Origin of the sequence: Phyllobacterium sp. 22229 (assembly GCF_052056495.1) — a bacterium.
Taxonomy (GTDB): Bacteria; Pseudomonadota; Alphaproteobacteria; order Rhizobiales; family Rhizobiaceae; genus Phyllobacterium; species Phyllobacterium myrsinacearum.
This window is the reverse complement of the sequence record NZ_JBQEPA010000024.1, coordinates 14,066-28,756: the sequence shown is the minus strand read 5'-3', so window position 1 is coordinate 28,756 and position 14,691 is coordinate 14,066. Positions and strand designations below refer to the sequence as shown.

Here is a 14,691-nt window from a genome sequence, read left to right as displayed (position 1 = left end):
TCTGACCTTTAACCGGTTTTGCCTGTATTGATGGATTTTGCCGCGGCAAGATCGCGGGCGGCGAGGTCCAGGATGTCACTGGCGGCCTGGCGTGCAGCGGCAGCGTCGCGCATCCGCAATGCCTCGACCATGGCGCGGTGCGCCTTGATCGCTTCGCTTCTCTGGTCGTTGGACGTGGTGGCAGTGGTTTCGAGAACGAATTTCAGTGCCGCGTCGATCAGCCCGCCAATCTGACGGAACACCGGATTGTGGCTTGCCGCATACAGAATCTGGTGGAACGCTATGTCAGAACGCGAGAACTGTTCCACGTCGTTCGCAGCGTCGGCCATGCCCTGCCAGGCAAGTTCGAGATCGGCGACTTCCTGCAGCGTGGCCCTGCTCGCGGCAAGTTCCGCAACCAGTGGTTCTATGGCGCGGCGTGTTTCAAGGATGGCGTCAAACAGGCGGTCGTCCAGGAGGTGCGGCGCATGCCATTCCAGTACCTGGGGGTCGATGATGTTCCAGTTATCCGGATCACATACGGTTGTTCCGATGCGCGGACGGCTGCTGACCAATCCCTTGGCAGCCAAAACCTTCAGCGCCTCCCGAATAACCGTCCGGCTAACGCCATAGGCGTCGCCGAGGTCGCTTTCCCGCGGCAAAAGGCTGCCGCTTGGGTAACGTCCGGCAAATATGTCACGTGCAAGCGCACGCACCACATCCGGCATCACGCGGGGGCGGCGTGTTTTCTGCGCGTCTGCAATCGACGGATCAGTGGCCTGGCTCATCATTTCTTCCCCTCTGTGACGCGACGGCGTCACAGCCTTATCGATCATCGTGCCGAGAATTCCAATCCCTCGAGCAATAGACTATTTATCATACCAGAGCAATTGACGGGTATGATAAAAATGATTAATTGTACCACCACGATCGGAAAACGGGATCGTGCTTTTGGGAGGAATGACAATGAATTTAATCAAAACGGCGATTCTCGCCGGCGCACTCGCAACGATGTCTGTCGTGTCCATGGTTCCTGCCAGCGCGCAGGATGCCAAGATCGGATTCATCGTGAAACAGCCGGAGGAGCCCTGGTTCCAGGATGAGTGGAAATTTGCCGACCAGGCAGCCAAGGAGAAGGGATTTACTCTCGTCAAGATTGGCGCCGAGGATGGCGAGAAGCTGATGTCGGCAATCGACAATCTTGGCGCGCAAGGCGCTCAGGGCTTTGTCGTCTGCACGCCCGATGTGAAGCTCGGACCGGGCATTGTGGCCAAGGCGGCTGCGAACAATCTCAAGATGATGACGGTCGATGACCGTTTGGTCGATGCCGCCGGCAAACCGCTTGAGGACGTGCCGCATATGGGCATTTCCGCCACCAAGATCGGCGAAGCCGTCGGGCAGGGCATCGTTGACGAGATGAAGGCGCGCGGCTGGAAGCCGGAAGAGGTGGGGGCCATTCGCGTTTCCTACGATCAGCTGCCGACCGCCGTTGACCGTGTCGAGGGTGCTATTTCGGTGCTGAAGGCAAACGGCTTCAAGGCTGAGAATATCTTTCCGGCCCCACAGGCAAAGACGGATACCGAAGCTGCTCTGAATGCTGCGACCGTGGTGTTGAATGCCCATGCCGGTATCAAGAAATGGGTGGCTTTCGGCCTCAACGACGAGGCGGTGCTCGGTGCCGTGCGCGCGACGGAGAGCGTGGGTATTCCGGCAGATGGTGTGATCGGCGTCGGCATCGGTGGCGCGGACTCGGCGATCAACGAGTTCAAGAAGCCGACCGCGACCGGTTTTGTCGGGACTGTCATCATTTCCCCCAAGCGTCACGGCTATGAAACGGCCACCAACATGTATGAGTGGGTGGCGAACGGCAAGCAGCCGGAAAAGCTTACCCTGACATCGGGCGCTCTTGCCAAGCGGGACACCTTCCAGCAGGTGCGCAAGGAACTCGGTATCGAGTAATCCTCGCCGTATATTGAAATCCCTGGCGGCGGTTCGTTCCGCCGCCAAGCTGAAGGGGAAGCCACGTGTCGTTTTTACAATTCTCAAATCTCACGAAGACCTATCCTGGCGTGAAAGCGCTGTCCGGCATCAGTTTCGATGTGCGCAAGGGTGCCGTGCACGGATTGATGGGTGAGAACGGTGCCGGTAAATCAACCCTCATTCGTATTCTGTCCGGAGATCAGCATGCCAATGAGGGCGAAATACGCATTGACGGCGACGTTCAGGCATATGGCTCTTCAAGAGACGCCTTCGAACATGGTGTAATCGTCATCCACCAGGAGCTGCAGCTCGTGCCCGAGTTGACCGTGGCGGAAAACCTGTATCTTGGCCGGTTTCCGGCAAAGGCGGGTGTGGTTGCTTCCGCAAAAATGTTCGCTGATGTCACCGAAAAACTAAAGATTGCAGGAATCGATATCGATCCGCGCCAGAAGGTAAAGACGCTGTCCATCGGTGAACGGCAGATGGTGGAAATCGCCAAGGCAGTGATGCTCGATGCACGGGTGATTGCTCTTGATGAGCCGACCTCGTCGCTTTCTTCCCGCGAAAGTGAAATTCTTTTCACACTGATTGACCGCTTGCGGGCCGAAGGCAAGGTCATCCTCTACGTTTCGCATCGGCTGGATGAGGTTTTCAGGCTTTGCGACAGTCTGACGGTTTTGCGCGATGGCAAGCTCGCGGCACACCATGAGACGTTGCAAGGTGTTACGCGTGATCAGATCGTTGCCGAAATGGTCGGGCGGGAAATCAACGATATCTGGGGCTGGCGTGGCCGTGAGGCAGGCGCCGTGCGTCTGAAGGTGGAGAATGTTTCCGGAGAACGCCTGCCGGAGCCTGCGAGCTTTGATGTGCGCGCCGGCGAGATTGTCGGCTTCTTTGGCCTTATCGGTGCGGGCCGTTCCGAACTGATGCGACTGGTCTTCGGAGCCGATCCGCAGTTTTCCGGGGCAACCTCGATCGATGGCGTCCGGGTGAAAGCCGGGAGCCCGCGCCAGGCGATCCGGTCGGGGATTGTTCTGTGCTCGGAGGACCGCAAGCATGATGGTATTCTCCAGGGACGCTCGATCGAAGAGAACATCAATGTTTCGTCACGGCGCCATTACAGCCCGTTCGGATTGCTTGACCGGAAGAGGGAGGTGGAGGTTGCGGAAACCTTCATCAAGCGCTTGAAGGTACGCACCCCTTCGCGCAAGCAGGACATCGTCAACCTCTCCGGTGGCAATCAGCAGAAAGTCATATTGGGCCGCTGGCTGGCGGAGCAGGGTGTGAAGATCCTGATCGTCGATGAACCGACGCGCGGGATCGATGTCGGCGCCAAGTCCGAAATCTACGAGATTCTCTACGAACTTGCCGAAAGCGGGATGGGCATCGTCGTGGTTTCGAGCGAGCTGCCCGAAGTAATGGGTATCTGCGACCGTATCCTTGTCATGTGCGCCGGGAAAATCGCGGCCGGGTTAAACCGTGACCAGTTTGAAGAAAATGCGATCCTGGCAGCGGCGCTTCCGGACGTGAAGCAGCCAACAGAAATTGCGTATTGAGGACACAGGCATGACCAATCAGTTGAAGAAGATTTTGCTGGGGGACCAGGGCATTGTCCTGATCTTCATCGTGGCCTTCACGATCGTGGCATTGCTGGTTCCCAATTTCCTGACAGAGCGCAATATGCTGGGCCTGCTGCAGTCGGTGGTTACGGTGGGGATTGTCGCCTGCACCATGATGTTTTGTCTCGCAGCGCGGGACTTCGATCTCTCGGTCGGCTCGACGGCCGCGTTCACAGGGATGGTGGCTGTCATGGCGTCGAATACCACCGGATCAATACTGGTCGGGATCGGCGCGGCACTTCTGTGCGGTGCGTTCGTCGGGTTCGTCAACGGCTTCGTCATTGCAAAGTTCAGGATCAATGCGCTCATCACCACACTGGCGACCATGCAGATTGTGCGTGGTCTTGCGCTGATATCGTCGGATGGGCGCGCCATAGGTATCAATGATCCGGGTTTCTATCAGTTGGCGCTCTCGAAATTGTTCGGTATCCCGACTCCGGTCTGGATACTTGCTGGCCTCTTCGTGATCTTTGGCTTTGTCTTGAACCGCACGGTTTTCGGCAAGAATACCCTGGCCATTGGCGGCAATCCGGAGGCGTCGCGCCTTGCCGGCGTCAATGTCGACAAGACCAGAATCTGGATTTTTGCCTTGCAAGGTGTGGTCTGTGCCGTGGCGGGGATACTGCTCGCGTCCCGTATTACCTCAGGCCAACCCAATGCAGCCGTCGGCCTTGAACTTTCAGTCATATCCGCCTGTGTTCTCGGCGGCGTATCGCTTGCGGGCGGACGAGCCACGATGGCAGGTGTTATTGTGGGCGTGATGATCATGGGCATTGCGGAGAACGTCATGAACCTTATGAACATTCCCGCCTTTTATCAGTATATCGTGCGCGGCCTTATCCTGCTCTTGGCGGTGATGCTCGACAATCTGCGGTCCAGCGCATTCATCAGGCGATAGAATGCCATCCGGGAAACAGTCAGTTCCAGTGGATTTTCTGGTCCTGCACAATGCGCGTATGACTGTCCGCGTCGCCTCAAAGGGCGGTGCTGTGGTGGATGGCAAAACGTCGGATGGCCGTTTCTTTCTGCGTCCCTACATCGGGACGGAACAGGAATTGACGGTGCAACGGGCGGCATGTTTTCCGCTTGTCCCAATCGGCAACCGGGTCGCCGGCAACGGTTTCCACTTTACCGGTAGGCGTCGATCATTCGTTCCGAATACGCAGGAAAGCCTTTATCTCCACGGCGATGGCTGGCTTGGCGACTGGAATGTGCTGGAGGCATCTGTTGAAGCAGTGACAATGGCGTTCAGCAGGAAGGCGGATGAAAATTCCCCTTATGCTTACAGGGCAACGCAAACAATCCGGCTCACAGGCGCCACGCTCGACATGCAGCTTTCCATAACCAATAGCGGTGATGAGATACTGCCGTTTGGTATGGGATTTCATCCCTTTTTTCCGCGAACGCCCAAAACGGCCTTGAAGGCATCGGCAGTCCGTTGGTGGACGGAGGCGCCATCGCATCTTCCGCATACCCTTGAAGCGCCGCCTGAGGATATGGTTTTTGCACGTTCGACACCGCTACCGGATCGCTGGATCAACAATGCATTCGAGGGTTGGGACGGCAAGGCCACCATTGCATGGCCGGAGCACAATCTTTCTCTCAGCGTGGAAGCCACGGAAGTCTTCGCGCGGTTCATGCTCTTTGCGCCAGACACTGACCGCAGTTTCTTCTGCTTCGAGCCGATGAGCCATACGCCGAATGCGCTGGCCTCTGTCGAAACCGATCCCATGGGGCTCGCACTGCTGGCTCCGGGGGAGGAAATCAGCGGCAGACTATTACTGACAATTCTTGATGGGAGTGAAGTGCCATGACGAACCGACTTGCCGGAAAAAGGATAGTCATCACAGGCGCTGCGCAGGGGATTGGTCTGGCAATCACCGAGGCGTGTCTGGCGGAAGGTGCCCGGCTTTTTCTCATCGATCGGGACCGTGCATTGCTCGAAAGCGCGGTGGATGAATTGCGGGCGAGGGCAATTTCAGTCGGATTTGCCGTTGTCGATATCAGCGATGGCGTGGCTGTTAACGCTGCAGTCAATCAGGCTGCATCTGAAATCGGTGCAATCAACGCCCTGATCAACAATGCCGGCATCAATGTGTTCTCCACCCCTCTTGAAACCTCCGAAGAGCAGTGGAACCGTAACTTTGATGTGAATGTCAAAGGCGCATGGAACTGCAGCAAAGCCGTACTACCTTCAATGCTGGAGCAGGGCGGCGGCGTCATCCTCAACATCGCCTCGACACACAGCTTTACGATCATACCGCAGACCTTTCCCTATCCGGTCGCCAAACATGCCCTGCTTGGCCTGACAAAATCGCTTGCACTCGAATATGCGGGTGAAGGCGTGCGGGTGAACGCGCTGGCACCTGGTTATGTGGAAACGCAGAAGGTGCTCGACTACTGGAACAGCTTTGAAGACCCGGCTGCAGCGCGCGCCAAGACACTTGCTCTTCATCCCGGCGGGCGCATCGCCTCGCCGAAGGAGATCGCGCAGGCGGCTGTGTTCATGATTTCCGATGAGTGCCCGTTCATGAACGCCGCCTGCCTTGTCGTGGACGGCGGACTCAGCCAGCAGCAACACCCGAATAATTAGCAAAGACAGAGCATCAATCATGACGAAGAGACGATCCCAGCATTGGTTTGGCGGCAACGGTAAGGATGCATTCATCCATCGCAGCTGGATGAAAAATGGCGGGTTGCCGGATGATGCCTTTGACGGACGTCCGGTGATCGGCATTTGCAATACATTTTCTGAATTCACGCCGTGCAATGCGCATTTCCGCGGTCTCGTCGAACATATCAAGGCGGGCGTGCTGGAGGCGGGCGGGTTGCCGCTGGAATTCCCCGTCTTCTCCTGCGGCGAATCCAATCTGCGGCCAACGGCGATGCTGTTTCGCAATCTGGCGTCGATGGACGTCGAGGAATCGATCCGGGGCAATCCCATGGACGGCGTGGTCCTCATGGCAGGCTGCGACAAGACCACGCCATCCCTGGTCATGGGCGCGGCATCCTGCGACCTGCCGTCCATCGTCATATCGGGCGGCCCCATGCTGAACGGCCGCTTCAAGGGAAAGCAGATCGGTTCGGGAACGGATGTGTGGAAATTCTCGGAGGATGTCCGGGCCGGCGTCATGAGCGAACAGGAGTTTGCCAATGCTGAAAGTGCCATGTCCCGGTCGCCGGGTCATTGCATGACCATGGGCACCGCATCGACAATGGCATCGATGGTTGAGGCATTGGGAATTGCCCTGCCGGGAAATGCCGCCTATCCAGCGGTCGATGCCCATCGCGCACGCCTTGCCCGCATGACCGGGCGCCGCATCGTTGAGATGGTGCATGAAGACTTGCGGCTTTCGGCGATCTTGAAGCGCGAAGCTTTCGCCAATGCCATCCGGATAAACGGGGCTATCGGGGGCTCGACCAATGCGGTTGTTCATCTGCTGGCCATTGCCGGACGGATCGGCTGCGAATTGTCGCTGGACGATTGGGACAGGTTCGGGCGTGACATTCCCACGATCCTCGACCTCATGCCATCGGGGCGTTTCCTGATGGAGGATTTCTGTTACGCAGGCGGGCTTCCGGCCGTCATGAAAGAGATTGCCGGCCTGATCGAGCTTGATGCAATGACCGTCACCGGCAGAACTGTGGGCGAAAACATTGCGCAGGCGGAAAATTTCGACCCGGAAGTCATCCGCCCGACGGAAAAAGCCTTGACGGCGCAAGGCGGCATTGCCGTGTTACGCGGCAATCTAGCGCCCTCGGGTGCGATCATAAAGCCGTCCGCTGCATCGCCTGGACTCATGCGCCATCGCGGACGTGCCGTGGTTTTTGAAGACATCGACCACTACAAGGCCGTCATTGACGATCCGGCGCTGGATATTGACGAAACCTGCATCATGGTGCTGAAGAATTGTGGCCCCAAGGGTTATCCCGGGATGGCCGAGGTCGGCAATATGGCTCTGCCACAGAAGTTGCTGCAGAAGGGCGTGCGGGACATGGTGCGTATCTCCGACGCCCGTATGTCAGGGACGGCTTTCGGGACGGTTGTCCTCCACGTCGCCCCGGAAGCGGCTGTCGGCGGTCCGCTGGCCCTGGTGCGCAATGGCGACTTCATCGAACTCGACGTTGACGCGCGAAAACTTCATCTGGATGTGTCTGATGCCGAACTGGACCTGCGCCGTCAGTTCTGGCAGGCTCCTGTTCCGGCAATGGATGGCGGGTACCAGCATCTTTATACAGAGCGCGTTCTTCAGGCTGACCGCGGGGCTGACCTTGATTTCCTGGTGGGATGTCGCGGTGCCGGGATACCGCGTGAGAGCCATTAGAGCTTCGCCAGCTTCAACGGACGGACTGCAGAAACCGCGTGGTATGCTGCAGGACCTTCTCCATATTGGCGCGTGCGGCTTCGGGATCGCCGCGCGCTATCGCATCGGCAACCTTGCCGTGATTGTCGAGGTTGTGGGTGAATGTGCCAACCGTATGGGGAAAAACGGCATCCAGAATGGACTCGATTGTCTGGCGCAGGCTCTGCAGAACAGGGTTGTGTGTTGCGTCCAGAATCGCAAGATGGAACTGCTTGTCCGCGAGTATGGCCTCCTGCGGTGATGCGTGGCCTGTCTTCATCCGTTCATAGGCTGCGACAATCTCCAGGCGCTGTTTCTGTGTTGCCCGCAGAGCGGCAAGAGCTGCAGCGCCTGGCTCGATGATCTGCCGTGCCTCGGCGAATGCCAGAAGATCGCTCTTAGCGGCTTTGCCGTTTGCCAGCCAGCTGATGAGCTCGCCATCCATCCACATCCACTGCTCACGCGGGTTGACATGGGTTCCATGTCGTTGGCGGACGGTCACAAGGCCCTTGGCCGACAGGATCTTGGTGGCTTCGCGAATGACGGTACGGCTGACCTCGTATTCTTGCTCAAGCACCGTCTCCGAGGGCAGGAGTGCCCCGGGCTCAAACTCGCCGCTTGCGATGCGGGCGCCGAGCGCTACCACGACAATCCGGGTTCGGTTTGGCTTCCGGATTCTCATGGCTTTTACCTCATCGAACAATTGTTGTGTGCTTCATCACCCATACACAATCGGGGTGGAACTCCAAAAAAGTTTCTTGCCTATCAAACATCATATGTTAAACGTATGATGTTTGATAGGCCGCTTGGGAGAGCGGTTCTGGGGAGGAATAAATGACTGCTTACAACACGTCCGACGCGATCAGGCGCGTCAATCGACGCATTTTGCCCTTTGTGATGCTGCTCTATCTGGTCGCCTATATTGACCGGTCGAACATCTCCGTTGCGGCGTTGGGGATGAACGCGGAATTGCAACTGACGGAGCGCATGTACGGGATTGCGGCTGGTCTGTTCTTTGCCACCTACATCGTCTTCGAAATTCCCAGCAATGTCGCGCTGACACGATTTGGCGCACGCCGGTGGATCGCCCGCATCATGGTGACATGGGGAATCATCGCCGCAGGCATGGCGCTGGTAACAAGCGCTTATCAGCTTTACGGCATGCGGCTTCTGCTGGGCGCAGCGGAAGCCGGATTTACACCGGGGATCATCTACTACCTTGCCAGATGGTATCCATCGAGGGATCGCGCTCATGCCATGTCATTCTTCTATATCGGCGCCGCTCTTGCTTCCGTTATCGGCTTGCCTCTTTCGGGATTGCTGTTGAATGCCCACGGTGTGCTGGGCGTTTCGGGGTGGCGGTGGGTTTTCCTCATCGAGGGCTTGCCGGCAGTCCTGTTGGGTTTCCTGGTCCTTTGGTTCCTGCCGGACCGGCCTGCCGATGCACGCTGGCTGACGCCGGAGCAACAGAGCGGTCTGGAACAGGCGATCGAGAGCGAGCAGACGGCGGCGGCTGTATCGCACAAGGCCTCGTGGGTTGCAGCGTTTGCTGATGTGCACATCTGGTTGCTGGCGGTGTTCTGGCTGCTGCAGGCCTTCGGCACAATCGGGTTGACACTTTTCATGCCTTTGATCGTCAAAGATCTGTCTGGCAGCAACAATCTGATCGTCAGTCTGCTTTCAGCAGTGCCATTTGTTGCAGCCTGCATTTTCATGTTTCTCAATGGCCGGCATTCCGATGCGACCGGCGAAAGAGCTCTGCATCTCGGCCTTCCTCTTGTCGCATCCGGCGTTGCAATTATCGCGGCCGTCTTTTCCGGTGATATCTATGTCCGCTACGCCTTGCTCGTCCTTTCCGTTGGACTGAACTGGGCGGTCATTCCGATATTCTGGGCTGTCACCACGGAATATGTATCCGGCGTTGCCGCTGCTGTCTCCATTGCTTTGATCAACGCCCTTGCGAATGTCGCCGGTCTTGCACTGCCACCGGTTATCGGCGGCATCCGGCAGGCGACAGGCAACTATAATGTGGCGTTGGGCCTCGTTGCTGCTGCGCTTGTCATCGGAGGAATATTGGGCATTGCCCTTGCGCGCCGTGCTCGTTCCAATCTGCCATTGCCTGTTCTGAGGAAACAATTTTGAACGCTACATCCAATGATTTTTCCGGCATCCACGCCATTTTGTACGCCTTCTTCGACCGGGACGAAAAACTCGATCGTCAAGCCATGCGCAAACAGACAGAGATTGCCATTTCGACCGGTGTGCAGGGTATCGCTGCGCTTGGGTTGGCGACGGAAGTCGCCAAACTGACCGAACATGAGAGGCGGACAGTCATGGATTGGCTGGCCGAGGACAATGCCGGCCGTCTGCCGCTGGCCTTTACGATCTTCGGCACGTCTGTTGCCGAACAGGTCGCGCAGGTGCGCCATGCCGAACAGGTGGGCGCGAACTGGGTTATCCTCCAGCCGCCCATTGCCGGAAGCTTCAATGCGCAGGAATACATAGCCTTTTTCGGACGGGTGGCCGATGCCACGTCACTGCCCGTTGCTATACAAAATGCACCGGCATTTCTGGGCCGCGGCCTCGGGGCAGCGGATATGACGGCTCTTACCACTCATCACCCCAATATCCGCCTGCTGAAAGCCGAGGCATCGGCTGTGGATGTCGAAACCCTCATCCGGGCGATAGGCAGCAGCGTTCCGGTGTTCAATGGACGCGGCGGACTTGAACTGATCGATGGGCTCAATGGAGGCTGCGCCGGCTATATCCTTGCGCCGGATATCATCGATTATGCCGTACGGGCCTATAAGGATTACAGGTCAGGCAATCTGGCATCGGCGGAAGACACCTATGCGCAGATGCTACCCGCCGTGGCGTTTGTCATGCAGGGAATCGAGCATCTGATGTGTTACGGCAAACGCCTTTTCGCCGCACGGGCTGGGATTAAGGTTTTCGATCGAGCCCCGGCGATGCGCCCGACCGCTTTCGGTGAGCGGCTGGTGCAGCTGCACGCCGCGCGCCTCGGCCGGTTCGCAGACACATCAGTAACAGGCACCCAGCAACGGCCGTCCTGATGGATTCGGCCGCTTCACCCACAATGCCTCTTGGAGAATATCATGGTCGTAGAAAAACAGCTGATAAGCAAGATATCGTGGCGATTGATGCCATTTCTCGGCATCCTCTATCTGATCGCCTATATCGATCGGCAAAATGTCAGCTTTGCCAAACTGCAGATGGTCGATGCTCTCGGCATGAGCGAGTATGCCTATGGGCTTGGAGCGTCGCTGTTTTTTATCGGCTATTTCATCTTTGAAGTCCCAAGCAACCTGTTTCTGGAAAAATTCGGTGCGAGCCGATGGTTCGCGCGAATTCTCGTCTCGTGGGGCCTGGTGACCATAGCACTGGCATTCACGCAGAGCGCCGGCATGTTTTACATGCTTCGTTTTCTGCTGGGTGTGTGTGAGGCCGGCTTTTTCCCCGGCGTGCTTTATCTCATGACGTTGTGGTATCCGGCGCGTTATCGCGGCGCAATGGTCGGTCTCTTCATGATATTCAGCGCCGTGGCCAATGCGATCGGAGCGCCGCTTGGCGGATCGTTGTTGGCCATGGATGGCCTTCTTGGCCTCAAAGGCTGGGAATGGGTATTTCTTGTTACCGGCGTTCCTGCTGTGATTGCCGGGATCGTGACGTGGTTCTATCTGGACGACCGGCCGGAAAAGGCAACATTCCTGACAGCAGCGGAAAAGGATTGGCTGAAAAAGCGCATCGACGACGAGAATTCAAATCTCGGAACGGAAGGCGGCCATGCATTCAAGGCGCTCCTTGACCCGCGTGTCCTGCTCATGTCGGTATGTTTCATCGGCTTTCCGCTCTCGGCCTATGGTTTGAGCTATTGGTTGCCAACCGTTCTGAAAAGCTTTGGCATTGGCAATGTTGCCAACGGTTTTCTGAACATCATTCCCTGGGTGGTGGTGTCTGTGGCGCTTTATGCCGTGCCGCGTATGGCGGCGCGGGCACGCTGGCAGACGCCCTACATCGTCATACCAGCCTTTTTGGGCGCGATCTGCCTGGTCTTATCTGCAGTGATTTCCAATCAGACGCTGCAGTTTGCTTTTCTTTGCCTTGCTGCCGGTGGAATATTCGCCGGACAACCCGTGTTCTGGAGCATGCCCTCGCGGTTTCTCAGAGGCGCCGGCGCGGCGGCGGGGTTGGCCGCGATCAATTCGGTGGGCAATCTGGGCGGGTTCATTGCTCAAAACGTCGTGCCGTGGATAAAGGATGCGACGGGCAGCACGATTGCACCGATGTTCTTCCTCGCGGCATGTTTGACGGTGGCGGGATGCCTTGTATTCATCGTCGAGCGGCTGATTTCCCGGGGCGAAGAGCAGTCGTAAGAAAACGGAAAAATTTCATGAAGCGGGTTCGAACCTTGGTTCGACGCCCGCAGGTGGTCAATGAAGATCGGTTCTGTCGACAGCATTAGCACATTAACTTCAGGCAGCCGCAGCACTGACAAACCAACAGTTCCTGTTTTGCTTGGGGCGATATGCTGTTGTCGTGGATGGATGCGGCTGGACCCGTCTCCGAGAGATCACTAGTCTGTCCATGTTCGCCATAGCGGATTCCATTTGATTGACCACTGTGGACGCAATAACGCAATGCGAATGAAAGGGAGACTTCATGAGACTGGGATTCATCGGATCCGGCGCGATAACCGAAGCGGTCGTGACCGGCCTAATGAAATCAAGATCCGATGTCGAAACCCTTGTTGTCTCGCCGCGCAGTTCAAGCGTGTCTTCCCGACTTGACGAGATGTTTCCGATCGTGCGCGTCGGAAAAGACAACCAGGATGTGGTTGACTGCGCCGACATCGTGTTTCTTGCGGTAAGACCGCAAATTGCCAAGGAAGTGATAGGGGAACTCAGATTTCGCGAAGATCAACATGTGGTGAGCTTTATTGCCGCTATCCAAATCGAAGCGCTTGCCAAGTGGATTGACGTGCCCGTCACGATTACCCGGGCAATTCCTCTTCCTTTCGTGGCTGATTTAAAGGGAGCCACAGCCATATATCCACCTCATGATCTGATAGCCGATCTGTTTTCTTCGTTGGGAACCACAGTTCAGGCAAAAGATATCAAGCAGTACGATCTTTTTGGCGCAGCGAGTGCGCTGATGGGTACATATTTCGGCCTGTTAGAAACAAGCGCCCGCTGGCTTGAAGTGGAAGGAATGTCCTACGACCAAGCGAGCACCTATTTGAGGCAGCTGTTTGGGGGCCTGTCCCACGCAACGGGCGCATCGGAGGCGCGATCGTTTGAGGCGATGGCGTCCGATTTTTCGACAAAGGGAGGTCTGAATGAGCAGGTCTTCACGGAGTTTACCGGAAACGGTGGCACAAAGGCTCTGACACTGGCTCTCGAATCCGTACTCAAACGCATAGAGCAACGATAATGTGTGCCGAACAGCTGCCACAGGCAAAGTGGCGTTGCAGCAGCAGAACCTTCTCAACTCGCTCTATTTTCGACAAGAGTTTTCTATGGTCTTGTCTGTCGCTTTTTGGCCGGATTAACCGGCAGGCCTGAATACGGAAGACCAGGGGCCGTGGCTGGCGTTCGGCCCGAACGCCGGTGCCTTAATTGTGTTTGTGGAAACCCGTCACCAGGCTTGTCTCATCCTGATTTTGAGATCATCAAGCACAGGGACGATCGCCAATATGAGAAGGATGGCTGCAAGGGCAAGCGATGCGGCAAAGCCGAGATGCTTGAAACCGATTGCGCCGGCGATACCGCCGACAAGAAACAGTGCGACAAGGGACGCCAGCAGCTTGAGTTTTTTGCGGTCAGCCTTGACGGAAGGCATATCGAGGCTGCTTGGTGGCGAATTCCAATAGAAGAGCTTACCCAGCTCGATGCCCATGTCTGTCACGAGACCCGTAACATGGGTTGTTCGTATGCGCGCGCCGGAGAGTTTGGTGATGATGGCGTTCTGCAAGCCCATGATGAAACACAAGAGCATGACTGTAGCCGGCACGAACAGCCATTCACGGTGCTCCAGGTTGCGGCCGAGCAGCCCAAAGCAGATCAGCAACATGGCTTCAACCATAAGCGGCAGAGCGTATTGGCTCTGAAGCTTTTTCCGCCGTGCCCAATTGACGAGTATCGCTGAACAGGCGGCTCCGGCCACAAAGGAAAAAAAGGCAGCAAGGCCTGCAAGCACAAGGCTAATGTCGCCGAGCACCAGATTGTCAGCCATGGCCGAGACAATACCGGACATATGAGAGGTATATTGGTGAACCGCCAGAAAGCCTCCGGCATTTGCAGCTCCAGCCACAAAAGTCAGGAATCGCGCAAGATGCCGGTCGGTCTTTTCGAACCGTTCTCTTCCGGTGATCTTGCGCAAATAGGAGATCATCAATCAACAGTGAAGGGCATCGAGTTGCACGGGTATGTCATGAAGGTCCTGCCGCTGCACAATGCATCCCACGGCATCTGCATTTAATTGAGCTTTTGCGACGGTTGACGGTACCTTACACCTCTGCCACCCGTTTCGCTGCGCGCATGTTCGCCAATCAGTTCAATACCTGCGCGGTCAAGGGCGTTGACGACCTTCATCAGGCTGTCGACGATGCCGCGCACATCGCCTTCACTGGCTTCCATCCGTTGAATGGTCGGCAGGGAAACACCGGACATCTCCGCGAGGGCTTTCTGATCGATGCCTAGCAGCGCTCGCGCTGCCCGCATTTGGTTTGCAGTAATCACAATCGTATCCAC

General features: G+C 56.9%; 14 protein-coding genes and 1 pseudogene. 11 read left to right on the top strand and 4 right to left on the bottom strand.

Going from position 1 to position 14,691, the window contains the following annotated elements; translation table 11 throughout:
* Nucleotides 1-8: 8 nt before the first annotated feature.
* Nucleotides 9-767, bottom strand: a complete 759-nt coding sequence (locus ACTJJ7_RS23525; protein WP_440968998.1) for a FadR/GntR family transcriptional regulator — start codon at nucleotides 765-767, stop codon at nucleotides 9-11.
* A 178-nt stretch (nucleotides 768-945) separates the two neighbouring features.
* On the opposite strand from ACTJJ7_RS23525, the gene ACTJJ7_RS23520 reads away from it, so the two are divergent.
* The 6 genes from ACTJJ7_RS23520 to ACTJJ7_RS23495 all read left to right on the top strand — a co-directional run bounded on the left by ACTJJ7_RS23520 (nucleotide 946) and on the right by ACTJJ7_RS23495 (nucleotide 7,903).
* A complete protein-coding gene (locus ACTJJ7_RS23520) occupies nucleotides 946-1,938 on the top strand; it encodes an arabinose ABC transporter substrate-binding protein (RefSeq protein WP_105735011.1) in 993 nt (330 codons plus the stop codon).
* A gap of 65 nt (nucleotides 1,939-2,003) precedes the next feature.
* The gene (gene araG / locus ACTJJ7_RS23515; RefSeq protein ID WP_440968997.1) at nucleotides 2,004-3,515 is read left to right on the top strand and encodes an L-arabinose ABC transporter ATP-binding protein AraG; all 1,512 of its coding nucleotides are present in this window, start codon (nucleotides 2,004-2,006) and stop codon (nucleotides 3,513-3,515) included.
* A gap of 10 nt (nucleotides 3,516-3,525) precedes the next feature.
* Nucleotides 3,526-4,476: an L-arabinose ABC transporter permease AraH gene (araH, locus tag ACTJJ7_RS23510; protein WP_223615347.1), complete on the top strand. Its 951-nt coding sequence runs from the start codon at nucleotides 3,526-3,528 to the stop codon at nucleotides 4,474-4,476.
* A gap of 1 nt (nucleotide 4,477) precedes the next feature.
* Nucleotides 4,478-5,392, top strand: coding sequence for an aldose 1-epimerase (locus ACTJJ7_RS23505; RefSeq protein WP_440968996.1), 915 nt, complete (start codon nucleotides 4,478-4,480; stop codon nucleotides 5,390-5,392).
* Nucleotides 5,389-6,171 (top strand): SDR family oxidoreductase, encoded by a 783-nt coding sequence (locus ACTJJ7_RS23500; protein ID WP_440968995.1) that lies wholly within the window; start codon nucleotides 5,389-5,391, stop codon nucleotides 6,169-6,171. The genes ACTJJ7_RS23505 and ACTJJ7_RS23500 overlap by 4 nt, the downstream gene beginning before the upstream one ends.
* Before the next feature lie 19 nt (nucleotides 6,172-6,190).
* The gene (locus ACTJJ7_RS23495) at nucleotides 6,191-7,903 is read left to right on the top strand and encodes an IlvD/Edd family dehydratase (RefSeq protein ID WP_440968994.1); all 1,713 of its coding nucleotides are present in this window, start codon (nucleotides 6,191-6,193) and stop codon (nucleotides 7,901-7,903) included.
* Between the two features lie 13 nt (nucleotides 7,904-7,916).
* Here ACTJJ7_RS23495 and ACTJJ7_RS23490 read toward each other — a convergent pair whose 3' ends face one another.
* Nucleotides 7,917-8,603, bottom strand: coding sequence for a FadR/GntR family transcriptional regulator (locus ACTJJ7_RS23490; protein WP_440968993.1), 687 nt, complete (start codon nucleotides 8,601-8,603; stop codon nucleotides 7,917-7,919).
* 152 nt (nucleotides 8,604-8,755) lie between these two features.
* Here ACTJJ7_RS23490 and ACTJJ7_RS23485 point away from each other — a divergent pair, with 152 nt between their 5' ends.
* From ACTJJ7_RS23485 to ACTJJ7_RS23470, 4 genes are all read left to right on the top strand, one after another.
* A complete protein-coding gene (locus ACTJJ7_RS23485; RefSeq protein ID WP_440968992.1) occupies nucleotides 8,756-10,063 on the top strand; it encodes an MFS transporter in 1,308 nt (435 codons plus the stop codon).
* Nucleotides 10,060-10,995 carry a dihydrodipicolinate synthase family protein gene (locus ACTJJ7_RS23480; protein ID WP_440968991.1) on the top strand — a complete coding sequence of 312 codons (936 nt, stop codon included), beginning with the start codon at nucleotides 10,060-10,062 and terminating at the stop codon, nucleotides 10,993-10,995. Before ACTJJ7_RS23485 ends, ACTJJ7_RS23480 begins: the two co-directional genes overlap by 4 nt.
* 42 nt (nucleotides 10,996-11,037) lie before the next feature.
* Entirely contained in the window at nucleotides 11,038-12,315 is a 1,278-nt protein-coding gene (locus ACTJJ7_RS23475) for an MFS transporter (protein WP_440968990.1), read from the top strand.
* Nucleotides 12,316-12,601: 286 nt separating this feature from the next.
* Nucleotides 12,602-13,372, top strand: a complete 771-nt coding sequence (locus tag ACTJJ7_RS23470; protein ID WP_440968989.1) for a pyrroline-5-carboxylate reductase — start codon at nucleotides 12,602-12,604, stop codon at nucleotides 13,370-13,372.
* Nucleotides 13,373-13,591: 219 nt separating this feature from the next.
* Here ACTJJ7_RS23470 and ACTJJ7_RS23465 read toward each other — a convergent pair.
* Nucleotides 13,592-14,311 (bottom strand): annotated as a pseudogene (locus ACTJJ7_RS23465) (YoaK family protein); the annotation flags it as partial.
* On the opposite strand from ACTJJ7_RS23465, the gene ACTJJ7_RS23460 reads away from it, so the two are divergent.
* Nucleotides 14,207-14,419, top strand: a complete 213-nt coding sequence (locus ACTJJ7_RS23460) for a hypothetical protein (protein ID WP_440969049.1) — start codon at nucleotides 14,207-14,209, stop codon at nucleotides 14,417-14,419. The pseudogene ACTJJ7_RS23465 and the gene ACTJJ7_RS23460 overlap by 105 nt on opposite strands.
* Here the strand turns inward: ACTJJ7_RS23460 and ACTJJ7_RS23455 are convergent.
* Nucleotides 14,416-14,679, bottom strand: coding sequence for a helix-turn-helix domain-containing protein (locus tag ACTJJ7_RS23455; protein WP_105735012.1), 264 nt, complete (start codon nucleotides 14,677-14,679; stop codon nucleotides 14,416-14,418). The two genes, ACTJJ7_RS23460 and ACTJJ7_RS23455, sit on opposite strands and share 4 nt — an antisense overlap.
* Nucleotides 14,680-14,691 lie beyond the last annotated feature (12 nt).

Bases quoted from the DNA above. Each gene is read 5' to 3' on its own strand.
- ACTJJ7_RS23520 (WP_105735011.1), top strand. From the start codon at position 946: ATGAATTTAATCAAAACGGCGATTCTCGCCGGCGCACTCGCAACGATG.
- ACTJJ7_RS23485 (WP_440968992.1), top strand. From the start codon at position 8,756: ATGACTGCTTACAACACGTCCGACGCGATCAGGCGCGTCAATCGACGC.
- ACTJJ7_RS23500 (WP_440968995.1), top strand. From the start codon at position 5,389: ATGACGAACCGACTTGCCGGAAAAAGGATAGTCATCACAGGCGCTGCG.
- ACTJJ7_RS23475 (WP_440968990.1), top strand. From the start codon at position 11,038: ATGGTCGTAGAAAAACAGCTGATAAGCAAGATATCGTGGCGATTGATG.
- ACTJJ7_RS23525 (WP_440968998.1), bottom strand. From the start codon at position 767: ATGAGCCAGGCCACTGATCCGTCGATTGCAGACGCGCAGAAAACACGC.
- ACTJJ7_RS23505 (WP_440968996.1), top strand. From the start codon at position 4,478: ATGCCATCCGGGAAACAGTCAGTTCCAGTGGATTTTCTGGTCCTGCAC.
- ACTJJ7_RS23490 (WP_440968993.1), bottom strand. From the start codon at position 8,603: ATGAGAATCCGGAAGCCAAACCGAACCCGGATTGTCGTGGTAGCGCTC.
- ACTJJ7_RS23470 (WP_440968989.1), top strand. From the start codon at position 12,602: ATGAGACTGGGATTCATCGGATCCGGCGCGATAACCGAAGCGGTCGTG.
- ACTJJ7_RS23495 (WP_440968994.1), top strand. From the start codon at position 6,191: ATGACGAAGAGACGATCCCAGCATTGGTTTGGCGGCAACGGTAAGGAT.
- araH (WP_223615347.1), top strand. From the start codon at position 3,526: ATGACCAATCAGTTGAAGAAGATTTTGCTGGGGGACCAGGGCATTGTC.